At 31.4% G+C, this 17,496-nt stretch carries 12 protein-coding genes; 2 read left to right on the forward strand and 10 right to left on the reverse strand.

Translation table 11 applies throughout. The features are described from left to right. The gene (locus KQS_RS12085; RefSeq protein WP_014389461.1) at positions 1 to 1,014 is read left to right on the forward strand and encodes a glycosyltransferase family protein; all 1,014 of its coding nucleotides are present in this window, start codon (positions 1 to 3) and stop codon (positions 1,012 to 1,014) included. Between the two features lie 23 nt (positions 1,015 to 1,037). Here the strand turns inward: KQS_RS12085 and KQS_RS12090 are convergent, their stop codons facing one another. From KQS_RS12090 to KQS_RS14085, 5 genes are all read right to left on the reverse strand, one after another. Next, positions 1,038 to 1,898: a cupin-like domain-containing protein gene (locus tag KQS_RS12090; RefSeq protein ID WP_014389462.1), complete on the reverse strand. Its 861-nt coding sequence runs from the start codon at positions 1,896 to 1,898 to the stop codon at positions 1,038 to 1,040. Between the two features lie 67 nt (positions 1,899 to 1,965). Next, positions 1,966 to 3,051 (reverse strand): biotin synthase BioB, encoded by a 1,086-nt coding sequence (gene bioB, locus KQS_RS12095; protein WP_014389463.1) that lies wholly within the window; start codon positions 3,049 to 3,051, stop codon positions 1,966 to 1,968. A 53-nt stretch (positions 3,052 to 3,104) separates the two neighbouring features. Continuing rightward, the gene (locus KQS_RS12100) at positions 3,105 to 4,400 is read right to left on the reverse strand and encodes an HTTM domain-containing protein (protein ID WP_014389464.1); all 1,296 of its coding nucleotides are present in this window, start codon (positions 4,398 to 4,400) and stop codon (positions 3,105 to 3,107) included. Between the two features lie 7 nt (positions 4,401 to 4,407). Next, on the reverse strand, positions 4,408 to 5,334 hold the full coding sequence (locus tag KQS_RS12105) for a bifunctional riboflavin kinase/FAD synthetase (RefSeq protein WP_014389465.1): 927 nt from the start codon (positions 5,332 to 5,334) through the stop codon (positions 4,408 to 4,410). 73 nt (positions 5,335 to 5,407) lie between these two features. After that, complete coding sequence (locus tag KQS_RS14085) at positions 5,408 to 8,182, reverse strand: T9SS-dependent choice-of-anchor J family protein (RefSeq protein WP_014389466.1); 2,775 nt, start codon at positions 8,180 to 8,182, stop codon at positions 5,408 to 5,410. A gap of 292 nt (positions 8,183 to 8,474) precedes the next feature. On the opposite strand from KQS_RS14085, the gene KQS_RS12115 reads away from it, so the two are divergent. Beyond that, positions 8,475 to 11,810 (forward strand): zinc-dependent metalloprotease, encoded by a 3,336-nt coding sequence (locus tag KQS_RS12115; RefSeq protein ID WP_014389467.1) that lies wholly within the window; start codon positions 8,475 to 8,477, stop codon positions 11,808 to 11,810. A 49-nt stretch (positions 11,811 to 11,859) separates the two neighbouring features. Here the strand turns inward: KQS_RS12115 and pth are convergent, their stop codons facing one another. The 5 genes from pth to KQS_RS12140 all read right to left on the reverse strand — a co-directional run bounded on the left by pth (position 11,860) and on the right by KQS_RS12140 (position 17,425). Further along, on the reverse strand, positions 11,860 to 12,426 hold the full coding sequence (pth, locus tag KQS_RS12120; RefSeq protein ID WP_014389468.1) for an aminoacyl-tRNA hydrolase: 567 nt from the start codon (positions 12,424 to 12,426) through the stop codon (positions 11,860 to 11,862). A gap of 84 nt (positions 12,427 to 12,510) precedes the next feature. Next, positions 12,511 to 14,622 carry a peptidylprolyl isomerase gene (locus tag KQS_RS12125; RefSeq protein WP_014389469.1) on the reverse strand — a complete coding sequence of 704 codons (2,112 nt, stop codon included), beginning with the start codon at positions 14,620 to 14,622 and terminating at the stop codon, positions 12,511 to 12,513. A 279-nt stretch (positions 14,623 to 14,901) separates the two neighbouring features. Then, on the reverse strand, positions 14,902 to 15,441 hold the full coding sequence (gene lptC / locus KQS_RS12130; protein WP_014389470.1) for an LPS export ABC transporter periplasmic protein LptC: 540 nt from the start codon (positions 15,439 to 15,441) through the stop codon (positions 14,902 to 14,904). Positions 15,442 to 15,447: 6 nt separating this feature from the next. Then, positions 15,448 to 16,698: a hypothetical protein gene (locus KQS_RS12135; protein ID WP_014389471.1), complete on the reverse strand. Its 1,251-nt coding sequence runs from the start codon at positions 16,696 to 16,698 to the stop codon at positions 15,448 to 15,450. Next, the gene (locus KQS_RS12140) at positions 16,691 to 17,425 is read right to left on the reverse strand and encodes a type III pantothenate kinase (protein WP_014389472.1); all 735 of its coding nucleotides are present in this window, start codon (positions 17,423 to 17,425) and stop codon (positions 16,691 to 16,693) included. Before KQS_RS12140 ends, KQS_RS12135 begins: the two co-directional genes overlap by 8 nt. Between the last annotated feature and the right edge of the window lie 71 nt (positions 17,426 to 17,496).

The following is a 17,496-nucleotide window of genomic DNA, read 5'->3' on the forward strand; positions in this document are numbered from 1 at the left end:
ATGAAAATATTATATGCCGTACAAAAAACAGGGAATGGTCATGTGGCTCGAGCACAAGAAATAATCCCTATTCTGCAAAAATTTGGTTGTGTAGACATTTTGGCTAGCGGAAATCAAACCCAAATTGAATTGCCATTTGATGTAAAATATAATTTAAAAGGAATTTCGTTGGTGTATAACGAAAAAGGAGAAGTTTCGTATTGGAAAACGTTTTTAAACAACAATTATTGGGCATTTCTAAAAGATATAATCCAACTAAAAACAAAAAAATATGATTTAATAATTAACGATTTTGAACCTGTTTCTGCTTGGGCTTCCCTATTTAAAGGAGGCAACATTATTTCCTTGTCTCATCAGGCTGCTTTATTTTTTAACGAAGTACCCAAGCCTAAAAAAAGAGCATTATTAGCTCAATTTATTTTAAAATACTATGCTCCCTGTAGAAGAAAATACGGATTTCATTTTAAAAATTATCATGATAAAATATTCACTCCAGTTATTCGTGAAAAAATCAGAAATTTAAAATCGGAAACCATACCTGGTAATTATATAGTTTATCTTCCTTCTTTCTCGGATGCGAAACTTATAAAAACGTTATCCAAGATTAATGGAAATTGGCATATATATTCAAAATATGCGTCAAGCAATTACACTATAAACAACTGTAGTGTATATCCCATAAACGAAGAAGATTTTCTATTCAAATTAAGTCATTGTGAAGGAGTATTATGCAATGCAGGCTTTGAACTTCCTGCCGAAGCCTTATACCTAAAAAAGAAATTGGTTGTTATTCCCATCAAAAAACAAATTGAACAAGAATACAATGCAATTGCATTAAAAAAGTTAGGCGTGTTAACTTTAAAACAATTAGATCAAAATTTAATTTCGATTTGGTCTAAAAGCGATAGTTGCTTATCTATGAATTTTTCAAAAGATATAGAAGCAATATTAAAAGAAATTATATCCGAAAATGTTTCGATTACAGCAGAAACAACCAATTATCATTTTGCTTAAAAGTCCCTTAAAAAGGGACTTTTTTATAAGTTTTTATTCGTATCAATGATAGCTTGTTTATTTTTATAATCAATCCAGGCTTGACCTTTTCTTTTACGCATAAAATTATCATAATACCTCATAAAGAAAACATTGTAGGCAGCCTTTACTAAATTTAACGGCTTTCTAGGAAATGCCCTTAAACTCATTGAAAAACCAGGCGTTACATATTTCATATAATGCCAATAGCCTTCGGGCATGTAAAGCATTTCTCCATGATTCAAATCACAAACCAATCCTTTTACTTTTTTTAATGCGGGCCATTGTTCAAAATCTGGATTATCAAAATCAATATCTTCTCTAGCAATCAAAGAATAAGGCACTTTATACATATAGGGAGTTGCCTCAGGTGTAAACAACATACATCTTTTTTTTCCATGAAAATGAAAATGTAAAATATTTGAATAATCAATATCAAAATGCATAAAAACCTTTGAATTTTCTCCACCAAAAAACAACATGGGTAATTGTTTAACTAAGCGCAATCCAATATCAGGCCATTTAAAATCCTTAGTTAATAGAGGTACTTCTTTCAACAAATTATACAGAAATATACGATAATTAGTAGGTTTAGATTGAAGTAAGTCTACATAGTCACTCATTTTCATTTTAGCATGTGCCTCATTAAATCCGTCTTTATGAGAAACAGGTCGGTCATCATACAAAGGAACGATTTTATCTCCTGCGATGTCTTTAATATAATTCAAATTCCACTTTTCATAAGCTGGCCAATCTTTAGTTAGCTGTTCTATTACAACTGGTTTTTGTTTTTTTACATAATTGTTGTAAAAATCCTCCTTGCTTATTGTTTTTACTCGCTCAATTTCTTCTAAAATTATTCCCATAAAAAAAGCTCTAACAATTGTTAGAGCAAATTTATAAAATTGTAAATAGAATTATCTTAAAAAAGTGTTATTTACCTTTTACCGATGCTTCAACATTTCTTTCAATAGTATGACCAGGTCTTGACCATTTAGGTTTTTCACCTAAAGCTTGAAATTTTGAATCTTCTGCTTCAACCGTTTGAGGTTGCATTAGTTTAATAAAAGGTTTTTGAGGTTGCAATCCTAACATTTCAAACATTTTCATGTCTTCATTTACATCAGGATTTGGAGTAGTTAATAATTTATCTCCAGCAAAAATAGAATTAGCACCTGCAAAGAAACACATAGCTTGACCTTCTCTACTCATTTCTGTTCTTCCTGCAGATAAACGAACTTGCGTTTCAGGCATAACAATTCGTGTTGTAGCAACCATTCGAATCATTTCCCAAATTTCAACTGGCTTTTGATCTTCTAACGGAGTACCTTCAACGGCAACTAAGGCATTAATTGGCACCGATTCTGGTTGTGGATTTAAAGTTGAAAGTGCTACTAACATCCCTGCTCTATCTTCAATACTTTCACCCATTCCAATAATTCCACCACTACAAACCGTTACATTCGTTTTACGAACATTTTCGATTGTTTGTAAACGGTCTTCAAATCCTCTTGTTGAAATTACTTCTTTATAATATTCTTCAGATGAATCTAAATTATGATTATAGGCATATAATCCAGCTTCAGCTAATCGTTGTGCTTGATTTTCCGTTAACATTCCGAGTGTACAACACACCTCCATATCTAACTTATTTATCGTACGCACCATTTCAAGAACTTGATCAAATTCTGGTCCGTCTTTAACATTTCGCCAAGCGGCACCCATACAAACTCGTGAAGAACCCGATGATTTTGCTCTTAGTGCCTGTGCTTTAACTTGCTGAACCGTCATCAAATCATTACCTTCAATATCCGTATGATATCGCGCTGCTTGTGGGCAATAACCACAATCCTCTGGACAACCACCAGTTTTTATAGACAATAGTGTAGATACCTGAACCACATTAGGATCATGATGTTCTCTATGAATTGTTGCAGCTTCATATAACAAATCCATTAAAGGTTTATTATAAATAGCTATTATTTCTTCTTTAGTCCAATTATGTCTTGTAGTACTCATGTTTTATTTGTTTGAAGCTTCAAAAATAATTAAAAAAAATTGGAATTATGTAACTATTCTAAATCTTGCAATAAAATCCAATCATTATGAAAGAAATAGTCAAATTTAGCTACAGCCATATTTACTTTTTCATCAATCATTCTGTTAAAAGGACGACGATTAACAGACACGAAACTTTCAACATAAATTTCAACAGGAAAAGGATATTCTTGTTTTAATTTTTGACAATATTGCCAAATTAAGTCGGGGGAATAAGAAACTACTTTTAATTGTTTTGCATTTAAATCTTTTAACATATTGTGGTAAAAAGTGTTACCCCTATTTTTATTAACTATTTTAATTTTTAAAGCTCCTACTCTTTCTCGCAACATCATTCGCCATGCCAGTCTATGTCCTTCTTCTGTAAACAACACATCGCCTTTAATAAAATAATGTCGAATTGGTAAAATAATTTGAATGATAAAAAAAGGGATGAAAAACCATTTATATAAGTTAACTCTTGGATTTTGACTAAGGGAACTACTTAAATTTGATTTAAACAACAGTTTATTTATTTTTTCTGGATCAATAAAAAGCACAATAAAACTTAACGCTAAAAAAGGAAATATTCCAATTTTTAAGGCAAAAGCATTTGAAAGATGAAAAGCAAACGAAGCAATAATTCCGAAAATTCTTGTTCTTTTCCAGAATAAAAAAGGCACAATTAGTAAATCATACAAAATTCCGGCGTAAGCATAAAACAAATAAAACCATTGATGATTAAAAAGGTGCAATAATTCATCTCGCTGGGTTATTCCATTTAATAAAATTTTAGCAAAAGTTCCATCAAGCCAATCGGGATATAGTTTTGCTATTGTGGCATAAAAGTACAAAATGGCCATTTGCAAAATTAAAAGAAACGGCATCCAACGAGGAACAGTATATGCTTTGATATGAGGTGCTATTTTGGAATCCAAGCTCACTTTAGCATTAGCAGGTAAAAAACACATAATTAATCCAACTAAAACTAAAAAATAATAGTGGTTATTATAGTATTCTTTTTGAGCTAAATATACTGAAGTCCACAATATAGTAAACATGATTATTGCAAATCTGTAAAACAATCCTAATATAATGAGTAAACCTAAAAACCCCATTATACTAAAATACAAATACATTTTTTCTCCATGAAGAACCTGAAGAAAATCAAAACCAATGAAATTAAATGTAAATTTAGAAGTTACAAATACAGATTGAACCCAACCAAATAAAATGGCTCCGAATGATTCAAAAAGTATCAATACACCAAGTAGAATTCGAAACAATATCAATCCAGAATTATCAATATTTGTTTGCAACCAACTTTTCATATTGATTTTATATTTTAAAGATATTTTTGACAGTATTTTGATCTTTATATAATTGTTGTTTTAAATGATCAAAAGATTCAAATTTTTGTTCTTCACGAATTTTTTTTACAAATTCAATTTTTAAAATATCCCCATAAATATCTTTATCAAAATTAAAAATGTTTACTTCTATTGTTTTTGTTGTTCCATTTATTGTAGGACGCATTCCAATATTCATCATACCAAAATAACGAGTTGAATCATGAATAATATTCACTGCATATACACCAATTTTGGGAATAAGTTTATAATCTTCTTTTACTACAATATTAGCCGTAGGAAAATTAATTGTTCTTCCTAGTTGATTTCCTTTTTGTACTTCACCTTGAATTGAATATTGATAGCCTAAATATTCATTTGCTAATTCAACATTACCGTCTATTAAAGCATTTCTAATTTTAGTAGAACTTACAGAAACTTCATCTACTAATTGAGCCGAAATTTCTTCAACTTCAAAACCGTATTGTTGACCAAAATTTTTCAAGTCATTAAAATCCGCCGCTCTATTTTTTCCAAACTTATGATCATGGCCAATGATGATTTTTTGTATTTTAAATTGATCAACTAAGATTTTTTTAACAAATTCTTCCGGAGTTAAATTGGCAAATTCTTGATCAAAAGGATGAATTACAAAATGATTAATATTCTTTTTTTCAAGAAGTTCGGTACGCTCATCAATTGTATTTAATAATTTAACTTCGTTTTCACTTGCAACTACTAGTCTAGGATGTGGAAAAAAAGTTAACACCAAACTATCTAAGCCTTCTAATTTTGACAGATTTACTAATCTATCTAAAATAGCTTGATGTCCTTTATGGACTCCATCAAAAGTACCTAAGGTAACAACTGTTTTATTATTAACGTGTATATCGAATATATTATGATAAACTTTCAAAATCTGATTTTTATGCAAAAATAAAAAGGATTGAACAATGTCCAATCCTTTTTATAATTAATTATTATAACAATTATTTATCTACAATTATTCTTCTAACTGTTTTCTTATTTCCATCTTGAATTTTAACAATATAAACACCAGTTTCTACATTGTTTAAACTTATGTTTTCGTTAAATAATCCATTGTTTTCGAAAGTTTTATCATAAACAACTCTTCCTCTTATATCAAATACAGAAATTGCAATTGAATTTGATGATGGTACGAATTGTAAATTAAACACTCCATTATTTGGATTTGGATATAAAACTAAATCATTTAACTCAAATGATTCAGAAGGTAAACTTTGAAGTCTAGCAAAAGAATACACACCATCAATACCATTTGAAAAAGTTGCAGTTAAAGTTACATTTGTTCCAAATGAACCGATTGTTACTGGCATTACCTCTCTTGTTAATCCATCTCTAACAACATATAAAGAAGCTCTATTGTTTGATGTTGCCGCTTCCCAACCAGCAATTTCAGCTTCAGTGAAGTAGAATGTGATTGTTGCAGTTCCAGTTGTTGTAGTTGCTGGAGTTATTGTAAATTGTTTAGACATTGCATAATCTAAAACATTAGCTGATGTACCATATTGTAAGGCACCAGTACCTGCTCTTGTTACTGCAACTGAAGTACAACCAAAGTTGGTATTACTTGTAACATTAATATTTGTCATAATATTACGAGAAGCAGAATCATAAAACGCACCTGTTCCAGAACCAATTAAGTTGTTTGTTCCACTAGTTGCATTGTTAACAGCTGTTTGAACATTTGTTTGACTAACTACATCTAAATTAACAGTATCAAGTAACAATAAACCACTAGCTGAATTTAAATTACTATGTCTAAATACAATATAACCAGTTTGTCCAGCTAAAGCTAATAAACTATGATTTCTTAAAACAGAAGCATTACTTCCAATTGTAGTACTAGTTTGTAACACAGTACCTGAATTAATATTTGCAGCTGATGAAACATTAGTTGCAAAATAAACAGTATAATTTCCAGCTGTTGCACCATAACCAGCAATAATATATGTTAGTGTAGCACTTGTAATTCCTGTTGGAATTGTAATTTGTGGACTAATCATATAATTGTTAGGTGTAGCATTTCCAGTACCTCCTAAGTATGTTAAACTTTTTTCAGAATAAGCACATTTTCCTTGAATTGTATTTGGTGCAGTCCCAACTCCATTTGCTCCTGTAACAATACCCCAATTTCTAGTATCTCCATCACCATCTAAAACAGTCCAATCAGTTGCACTTTCAAAATCCTCAGAAATTAAATTTGTTGTTGTTGAAGTAGTTGGATTAGTATCATCATTTTTAATAGTTAATGATAATTTGTTACCCTCAGCATTAGCAAATGCATCACCTCCGTTTGCATTAACTGTAAATGTTATTACAAGATTTTCATCTGTTTCTACATATTTATCTTTGTAAACTCTAAATACAAAATTTTGATCTGTAGTTGAACCAGCATTAAAAGTTAAAGTAGGCGTAACTATTTGAATATCATTAGCATTAGCCTGAGATGTTCCATCAATCGAGAATGTTACTACTGCATTAGCTGTAGGTGCTTTATTTATAGACACAGGAGCAGTATATTCAGTATACCCACAACCATTACCTTCTAAAACATCAGTATTAGTCAAACGTTGCTCACATTGCATACGCTTAAACTGAATAGAAGCTTGTTGAGGTGAACAAACAGTAGAAACTAATAAATCATCTCTTCTAGGTGAATTCATTAATACCGCTAATAATCTGTCTTTTTGATCTTGAGTGAACATATTCATACAAGCATCGTCAGAATAATCCATGTAATTTTCAACTTGATCATTTCCAGGAGCTAGTGGACAACTATCAGTACCTGTTGCGCAACCAAAATTTGCCGCTGCTGCCACTGGTGTATCAGCACAAAAATCTTCTGTTGTATAATTATTAGTTGTTGAAGTACAACCATCATCTCCCCAAATATGTCTAAGTCCTAACATATGACCAACTTCATGCGTCATTGTTCTTCCTTTATCATATGTAGTATCAGAATAATTTCCAGCAGGGAAAATAGTTCTTGAACCCCAAGTACCATAGTTACAAACTACACCATCAGTTGACGCTTCACCTGTAATACAATCTTCTTGTGGCATACCTGCTAAACCAGAACCCGACGGGAATTGAGCATAACCTAAAACACCGGCTAAATCGCCTCCAAAATTAAAAGTCCATAAATTTAAATACTTTGTAGGGTCCCATATAGTAGAAGCTTTAGCAGCCTCAACCTGAGCTTGACCAAAAGATGCAATACCTAAGTTTTTTCTATCAATACCATTTGTTGGGTTACCATTTGGATCTACAACTGCCATACAAAATTCAATAGTAGTATCTACACCCGCACCATAACCTGGTGTCCCAATCAGTCTTCTGAAATCTTGATTAAACACTGTAATTTGCGATAATACTTGACCATCAGGAATATTTTCATTTACTCCAACTGCATCTCCATTATGGATAATATGCACCACAACTGGAATTCTAATAACAGATGGCAACATTCTCGCCTTTCTCATTTTACGAATTTCTTCTACTTTTGGAGCCAACCATTGTTCGAAAATTTCATTACTAACAGCTGTTCCTTTCTCTTGCTTAGAAGCTAAATATTCTGTAGAAGCACAACGAATATGCCCAGATGGAGAAATTAATTCTGGAGAAATTGTTTTTCCAAAAACAACTTTTCCATTATTCTTGTTTTGCCCAAATGATATAAAAGTAGTCATCATTAGAGCTAAAAGAGTAATTTTTCTCATTTAATTTACTTTTAGATTTGATTAATAGAACAAAACTAATTTATTTTTTTTCAATTACCTAACAATTTGACAAATAACTCTTAATAATCAACAAATAATTATTACAATCAACCAACAGATAGATTAATTTTAGAAGTGCAAATACAACAAAACAACAAAAAATTAACTTCAAGAAGATGATTTAATAGAAAACAAATCGCTCTTAAGCGGTTTTTGCATAATTTATACTTTATTGTGGTTTTTATTAAATATAATTGATTATATTTGTTAATTAACCTCAATATCACATCAAATGAACAAAAAACTACTATTAACTGTATGGAGTATATTTACTTTTACAGTTGTTTTTTCTCAGAGCGATAAATTATGGGTTTCTAAAACATCAAAAGATGTGAAATCAATTAACAAAACCGTTTCCAGAGAAAATTTTCCAGATCAATTTAAACTATTTCAATTAAATGTTAATGCGTTAAAACAATCCTTATTTCAGGCTGATGATAGGTTTGTTAAAAACCCTAAAACAGTTATCATCTCCATCCCAAATTCTGAAGGACAATTTGAAAACTACAAAATGTACGAAGCTTCTAATTTTGACCGTGAGTTACAAGCTCAGTTTCCAGAAATTCGTTCCTATGTTGGCGTTGGGGTAGAAAACAAAAATTACACACTCCGTTTAAGTGTAAGCCCGAATAGCATTCAAACAATGACTATTAAACCTAATGGTCAGAGCGAATTCATTGAAGCCTATTCTTCAGACAACACCATTTATGCTGTATATTCATCAAAAAGCAGAAAAGGCAAATTACCTTTTACTTGTTCTACAGACGAAGTTGCTTTTGCAACTAAAATCGCTTCTAAAACTTCAACCACAAGCAGATCTAGTTTAAATCAGATTTTAGTTTTTAGACTAGCTTTATCTTGTACTGCTGAATACTCTAATTATTTTGGAGCAACTAGTGCTGCTCAAGTTGGAAATGTATTAGCCGCGTTCAATAACACGATGACAAGAGTAAATGGAGTATTTGAAAAAGACTTTTGTATCCATATGAACATTATATCTCAATCTTCAAGTGTAATTTACTACAATGCTGGAACTGACCCTTATTCAGCTGCAGCAGCAGGTAGCGGAGGTGCTTGGAATGCAGAATTACAAAACACATTAACTACTGTAGTTGGAGAATCAAACTATGATGTTGGCCATTTATTTGGTGCTTCTGGAGGTGGAGGTAATGCAGGTTGCATTGGTTGTGTTTGTGAAGATGGACAAAAAGGGAGCGGATTTACTTCTCCTTCAAACGGAGTTCCTGCAGGCGATACATTTGATATAGATTACGTTGCGCACGAACTAGGACATCAATTTGGTGCAAATCACACTTTTTCTCACAATGTAGAAGGTTCTGGTGTTAATATGGAACCTGGATCAGGATCTACAATCATGGGATACGCTGGAATAACGGGTCAAGATGTACAACCCAATTCCGATGCTTATTTTCATATTGCGAGCATAGACCAAGTGCAAACAAACATGGAAAGTAAAACTTGTCCTGTTAGAAATTCAATTAGCAATAACACTCCAACTGTAAATGGCGGTTTAGATTATACCATTCCTAAAAGTACTCCTTTTATTTTAACTGCTGTTGGCTCTGATCCCGATGCTGGAAATTCACTCACTTATTGTTGGGAACAAATTGACAACGCAACAACACAAACCGGCGCTTCAAGTGCTGCGAGCGCAACAAAAACTGGAGGACCAACATTTAGATCTTATACCCCAACTTCTGCTACACATAGATATTTCCCAAGAATTCAAAGTGTAATTGCAAATTCAGTTACAACTGCTGGAACCGAAATTAACGTAGAGGCATTAAGCTCTGTAGCGAGAGATTTAAATTTTGCAGTAACCGTAAGAGACAACGTAGCTGGTTTTGGTTTAACAGAATATGACACTGTAAAATTAACTGTTAACGCAACCGCTGGCCCATTTGCCGTAACAGCTCCAAACACAGCTGTTTCATGGCAAGCAGGAACCAATCAAACGGTTACTTGGAATGTTGCTGGAACAACAGCAAACAATGTAAACAGTGCTACAGTTGACATTTTCTTATCGACAGACGGAGGAAACACTTATCCAATTTTATTAGCTTCTAATGTTCCTAATGATGGCTCTGAAACTATTTTAGTACCAAACAATACTGGAACAACAAACAGAATAATGGTAAAAGGATACAACCATGTCTTCTTTGACATTTCTAATACAAACTTTACAATTACTGCACCAGGATCAACTTTCGGCTTAGCGTACGGTGGTGGTAGTGGCGGACAAAACTCAACCATTTGCCAAGGAAATAGCACTTCATATACATTAAACTACTCTACTTTTGGAGGTTTTTCTGGAACCGCAACACTTAGTGCAACTGGCAACCCAGCAAACACAACTGTTTCTTTTTCACCAAGTTCAATTTCATCTAACGGAACAGTAACTGTAAACTTATCTTCAACTGCTGCAGTACCTATTGGAAGTTATACCATAGTAGTTACAGGAACTTCTGGAGCCACAACTAAGACTGTAAATTTATATTTATCTGTTGTAAGTGGCAGCTTTGGCACACAAAACTTAACTAGCCCAGCGAATTTAGCAACAGGAGTATCAACTACTACAACCTTGACTTGGGCAGCTAATGCAGTTGCAACCAGATATGATTATCAAATAGCTTCTGATGCAACTTTTACAACTATTTTAGCCTCGGGAACTACAACAACAAACTCGGTTACAATTACAGGATTATCTGAAATTACGAACTATTATTGGAGAGTAATGCCTAAAAACGCAGGATGTTCAGGCTCATATAGTGCAGCATTCAGATTTACTACCGGAGAATCAAACTGTAGCTATACTTATTCAAATAATACTACTTTAAATATTCAAGATGGAGCCGGAGCAAATACACCAGGAACAACTGCATCAAAAACGATTGCAGTTCCAGGCACGGTAACAGGGAATATTAATTCTATATCCACATCGTTAACATTAAGTCACAGCTATGTTCAGGATTTAGTTGTTCAATTAGTACATCCTGATGGTACTGTAATAAATTTAATGAATAGAAACTGTGACGAAGGAATTTCGGCTAGTACTACATATAATTTTAATTTTACCGATGCTGGCACAAGTGCATTACCAAATGGATCATGTTTGTCTCCACTAATCACTGGAAATGTAAAACCTCAAACGCCATTAACAGGATTGGCAGGAAAAACTGCAAACGGCACTTGGACATTAAGAGCTACCGATTGGTTCACAGGTGATACAGGAAATGTAACCAATTGGAGTTTAAACATATGTATGGCCCAAACTCCTTTAACTAACGAAAGTTTTAATGCTATAAATGATTTATCAATTTATCCTAATCCAAATAGCGGAACATTCACTGTTAATTTCCAAACTGAATCAAATCAAACAGATATTAAAGTTCACGATGTAAGAGGCCGACAAGTTTTCACCAAAACATTTGAAAATAATGGCTTATTCAATCATACTATTTCATTAAACAATGTTGAAACAGGAATTTATTTGGTTACTGTTCAAGATGGTAATAGAAAAGTAGTTAAGAAAATTGTAGTGGAATAAACCACAACATAGAATATTTAAAAAATTAAAGCCCCATTTTGGGGCTTTATTATTTACCATTGAATGCATTCATAGTATTATTTAATCCGGCTAATACAAAAGATTTAATAATTTCTGAAGACAATTCTAATCGCTCTTTTAATTTTTCTTTTTCATCATCGTCCCATTCACCTAAAACATAATCTACTTGTTGTCCTTTTTTAAAGGCATCGCTTATACCAAATCGAAATCTCGGGTATTCTGTAGTATTCAAAAGAAGTTGAATGTTTTTAAGTCCATTATGTCCGCCGTCAGATCCTTTTCCTTTTAAACGAATACTACCAAAAGGCAAATTTAAATCATCGGTAATAATTAATATGTTCTCTTTTTCAATATTCTCTTTATCCATCCAAAACTTTACTGCTTTACCACTTAAATTCATGTAAGTATTTGGTTTTAAAAATAGTATAGTTCTACCTTTTACTTTAAATTCGGCAATATCACCAAGTTTTGCTGTTTGAAATGAAATAGATTCTTTATTTGCAAAATAATCTAAAATTTTGAACCCAATATTATGTCGTGTATTTACATACTCAGAACCTATATTACCTAAGCCTACTACTAAAAATTTCTTCATTTTTAAATTCTATTCTAATAAAAAACAAAAATAAAAAAAGGCTGAAAATAAATTCAGCCTTTTTAATATTATCCTAAAAATAGATTAAAATCTACCTCTATTATCTGTTATATCTGCTCTATCTCTTAAAGCTTGAATAACTCTGTAAGAAGCACCACCTTTAGTTTGTTGAGATAATTGATCTATTTGTGATGTAAAATCTTTGATCACTGGAGCTTTTGAGTATAATTTAGTTTTAACCATATATACACCCATATTTCCATCAATCAACTTAGAAGTTTTATTTTGAGCTAATCCTAAAGCTGTTCCAACTACTTTAGGCTCATATCCAATATTTGGTAAAACAGGATTACCTAAACTTAAACCAATAACAGGAGTAATAGTTGCTCCAGAAGCTTTTGAAACTGCTTCTAAAGTAGCACCATTCATTTTCTTTCTAATGATTTCAGCTTTTTTCTCGTTTTTAATTAAAGGCTCAACAGATTGTTTTGCTAAATCAATTGGTAATAATCCATTATCGTTTTTAGCTTTTAAACTAACAACAGCAAATCCAACGTTTGGAATATCAAATCTTTTTACAGCTCCTTCAGCAGTTTCTTCATTAAATGCCCAAGAAACGATTTGTCTTTGAATACCTAAACCATTAATATTTTCATCATAAGCTCTTACACTTGCAGACGGAGCAACTTTTAAACCAGAAGCTTTAGCTGCTTTTTCAATCCCATTTGCAGTAGCATCTGCTTCAAATTTATTTGCTTTTGCATAGTTTGCGTTTTCTGTTTTTTCAGAAGGTTGAATTTTTAATCCAACTGTACCTAAAGCAACAGCATCATATTTTGCTTCAACTCTCATTACGTGGAAACCAAAATCAGTTTCAACTACACCCATTTTCCCAACAGGGTTATTAAATAAGAAGTTATCAAAAGGTTTAACCATTTGACCAGGAGCAACATTATCATACACCCCTCCATTTTGTTTAGAACCTTGATCATCTGAATTAGCCATTGCTAACATTCCAAAATTACCTGGATTAGCTTGAACTTGAGCTAATAAATTATCTGCTTTCGCTTTTGCTTCTTCTTTTGTTAATTTAACTGTAGGCGCAGCTGAAGAAGCTCCTTTATAAGCAATTAAAATATGGCTTACTTTTGCATTAGCATTCGATTTTCTTCCAACTAATCTAGTTAATTTGTAATAACCACCTTCAACATACGGACCATAAACTTGTCCTGGAGCTAAGTTAAATAGTTGTTCACCAAATTCTGGAGACAAATCTTTCTTAGCTACATAAGTAGAATCAAATTTTAAATCAGAATTTGAATTTACAAATTCAGCAATATTTTTTGCTGCTCCAAATCCTGGAATAGTGTCATTTTTACCTGTTTTACTATTGTAAACAACACCTCCTTTTAACAAACCATCAATTTTAGTTTTCATTGCATTTTCGTCTTCTTTTGAAGGCTTATTGTCAATAACAACAAATTCTAAAGTTCTAGTATTGTCGTATTTATATTTTTTAGGATTTTTCTTCATGTAAGCAATAATTTCTTCATCAGTCACTTTCACCTGATCATCACTTACTGTTGAATAAGCTACAGAAACGAAATCGAAATCAACTTTATTAGTCTCTCTTTCATATTTAGCTTTACCTTCAGCTTTAGTCGTATATACACTAGATTTTATTAATGTATTGTATATCTGCTCTTTTGCATAATCTTGTAAATCATTTTCAAAAGCTAACCATTGTTGCCAAGTTGTTTGATCAGGAGCATTTTGTAATGATTTGATATATTCTTCAAATTTTTTCTCATCGAATTTACCTGCAGCATTTAAAAATTGTGGTGCTTGAGAATATTGTGGATGATTTTTAATTACACCCATAATTTGATCTTTACCTAAAACAAGACCAATTTTTTCATACTGTTCATTCAAAAGTACTTTTCTAACTTCTTGTTCCCAAACATTATTAATTGCTTGAGTTGTAGTCATACCTTGTTGTGATTTTTCTGCATTACTAACTTTTTGCATGAATTCTTGGTAATCAACATCGGTTCCATTGATAGAACCTACTTTGTTTGAACTTCCACTAAATCCACCACTTTTAATCACATCTGCAAGTACAAATGAAAATAATGCTAACGCAATAATTAGGATTAGCAAAATAGAACGTTGTCTAATTTTTGATAAAATTGCCATTTTTATTTTGATTATTTTTATTCAGAGGGCGAAAATACAATTATCTATTTAATAATAAAATAGTAAAGTATTTTTTTATTGATTTTTTTGACGATTTTCAATTCTTTTAACAAAATTTCGTCTAACGAAGTACATAATTATTAGCACACCTGAAATAAAGAATTGTAACATATAAGTTTCCTGAGAGAAAAATTTATACACTGCACTGATAAAAAAAACAATACCTGCAAACAAATACAGATATTGAGAGTATTTAAGCCATTTCATTTTTTACTTTATTTAATCAACATTATTAACTTCACCTCTATTATTTTGCATATTAAAGACTTTAAAATCTTTACTAAAATCGATTCCAACACCTTCTATATAACTTCCATTTTGGTCCATGAATTTAAACGCTTCTTCAGTGAAAAACCATTCATTTTTTTGATCAAAATACAATTGATTGGACTGTAAAATCTTACCATCATAAGTTTCAATCTTAACATTTCCTTGCAAATCAATAATCTGTGTACTTTTATAGGAATACGCCTTATCAGCTTTTATTGTAGTAGTTTTATTTTTGGCATCATATAATGTAACGAGTACTCCTTTGGGAAATTCGATAAATGGATTTTTTGCTGAGGAATAATCTAACATTTTTAGACTTTGTAATTTGGATTTTACTTTTCCAGAATCAGTATATTTCAAATTTATTGAATCTGCCTCACCAGTTGGAACAAAAGTTGTTTTATAAATATTTTGAACATCTTTCAAATTACTTTCACACGAAACAAAAGCCAACATTCCAATGAATAGTATCCAAAAATTTCTACCCATAGCAATTTAATTGTAAAGATTCTTTTTAAACCATTTATCATTAAAAATCAGCCCTACATTCACAGAAAAATAATTTTCTTTTATCAATCCATTTGCGCTTGTTCCTCTTGTTCCCCATTCTGAACCAATTGACAAACTTGAAAATGTTCCTGTAATAGGAAACGCAAATCCGAAACTTAATGCTCTATCTTTTATAGAAGTATTGTTAATTACCAAACCTGTATTTTCATATCTAAATCCGGCTCTGTACGTAACTCTTTCAAAATAATTTTTATAAGAATCATACTTAGGAATAAAGAAACCTCCAATTGCTATTTTAGATGAATTTTCATATGAAACATTTGAATAATTTTCAAACCTATTCACTTGATTACCTGTACCTCTAAACGTATAATCAGCTCCTACAAACCATTTTCTGTTTCCTAATCCAAATCCAGCAGCAATTTTTGTAGGCAACACTAATTTTGTATCCGCTACATCTATATCATTTACACTTGCAGGAATTTCAGTTCCATCCGCTCCGAAAGAAATGGTTGCAATTTGTCTGGAATTTTTAGAATTTAATTTCATCTCTGGTGCAAATGTAAAACTAGTTCTATAATTAATTTTATCGTTTAACTTTGACTGGTAATTCAATCCAAAATTCAAACCTACTCCAGTTACATTAGAATTATTGATCTCTCTTGTACTAAATTGAACATTACTTATTAACAACGTGGTTTTGGCATCTATTGAACCAAATAAATATTGAAAATCCATCCCTACGCTCAATTTTGAAGTCAACTGATAACCTGCACCAAAATACACTTTATTTAATCCTCCTGAACCGTTATATCTGTAAGCATAATTATTAGTACTTAATTGATCGTTTACCAATCTATAACCTACTGCACTTTGTGGTAACAACCCTAAAGAGAATCCTAATTTTTTACTGTATGGTAAGCCAATAACTAAATAATCGAATGTTGTTTTTTGCGCTTTTTGAGTATCCGTACTTGAACTTAATTTATAGAAATTAGATGTACCTCCAACCTGTATGCTTGTTAACATTTGATTAGCATATGAAGCTGGATTCAATACATTTAAATGCGTACTATCTGAATAAACACTCAATCCTCCAATTGCAATAATATCATTTGTACCTTTAAACTTTGCATCACCTATCCCGTAAAAAGAATAAGGCGACGCGGTATTTTCTTGAGAAAATAATTGCCCGCTAATAAAAACTAAAACTGCGAATACTATTTTTTTAATCATTTTGTAAACTATATGAGTGTAATTGTTGTAAACTTTTCAATAAAAAATTTTCATCGGCAAATATGGTGCTTTTTAATTGATTAGCCAAAAAATTAGCATCTCCTCCTGTTAAAATTACTGTTAAATCCTGATAATTAACAGAATATTTAGAAATAAAACCTTCAATTTCATTTAATAATCCAATAATAACACCAGAATGAATAGCTTCATTTGTATTTTTTCCAATGTAATGGTCTGGGTTCTTTTTTTCCAATAGAGGTAATTTTGCGGTAAAATTATGTAAAGATTCGTAGCGCAGTCTAATCCCTAGTGAAATTGCTCCACCTAAATATTCGTTTTGATCTGAAATAAAATCATAAGTTACACAAGTTCCCGCATCAATAACCAAACAATTTTTATTAGCAAAAGCTAAGGTAGCACCCGAAGCGAGCACCATCCTATCTACACCTAAGGTTTTAGGAGTTTCATATTTATTTATAAAAGGAAAATTAAAACCAGCGTCTATTTTAGTAATTTTTACATGTTTGCTTATACTTTCATCAAGCAAATCACTCTTTTTTCCAACAGAAGAATAGATCGCAGCTGATAAATTTGGATATTTTTTAAAAATTTTTAAAATTTTTTTTTCAACTTCTTCAGTAGTAAAAACAAATTTCTCTACCAATTCAACTTCTTCAAAAACAGCTACTTTGATGAATGTATTTCCAATATCTACGGTTAATATCATATTCTAAATTTAAGAACACAAAGGTACAAAATTGATTTTTTTTATTTTTTGTTTTGGAAATAATAAAAATG

It is taken from the genome of Flavobacterium indicum GPTSA100-9 = DSM 17447 (assembly GCF_000455605.1).
GTDB lineage: Bacteria > Bacteroidota > Bacteroidia > Flavobacteriales > Flavobacteriaceae > Flavobacterium > Flavobacterium indicum.

Coding starts and splice junctions, on each gene's coding strand:
- KQS_RS12085 (WP_014389461.1), top strand. CDS start 1: ATGAAAATATTATATGCCGTACAAAAAACAGGGAATGGTCATGTGGCT.
- KQS_RS12090 (WP_014389462.1), bottom strand. CDS start 1,898: ATGGGAATAATTTTAGAAGAAATTGAGCGAGTAAAAACAATAAGCAAG.
- bioB (WP_014389463.1), bottom strand. CDS start 3,051: ATGAGTACTACAAGACATAATTGGACTAAAGAAGAAATAATAGCTATT.
- KQS_RS12100 (WP_014389464.1), bottom strand. CDS start 4,400: ATGAAAAGTTGGTTGCAAACAAATATTGATAATTCTGGATTGATATTG.
- KQS_RS14085 (WP_014389466.1), bottom strand. CDS start 8,182: ATGAGAAAAATTACTCTTTTAGCTCTAATGATGACTACTTTTATATCA.
- KQS_RS12115 (WP_014389467.1), top strand. CDS start 8,475: ATGAACAAAAAACTACTATTAACTGTATGGAGTATATTTACTTTTACA.
- pth (WP_014389468.1), bottom strand. CDS start 12,426: ATGAAGAAATTTTTAGTAGTAGGCTTAGGTAATATAGGTTCTGAGTAT.
- KQS_RS12125 (WP_014389469.1), bottom strand. CDS start 14,622: ATGGCAATTTTATCAAAAATTAGACAACGTTCTATTTTGCTAATCCTA.
- lptC (WP_014389470.1), bottom strand. CDS start 15,441: ATGGGTAGAAATTTTTGGATACTATTCATTGGAATGTTGGCTTTTGTT.
- KQS_RS12135 (WP_014389471.1), bottom strand. CDS start 16,698: ATGATTAAAAAAATAGTATTCGCAGTTTTAGTTTTTATTAGCGGGCAA.
- KQS_RS12140 (WP_014389472.1), bottom strand. CDS start 17,425: ATGATATTAACCGTAGATATTGGAAATACATTCATCAAAGTAGCTGTT.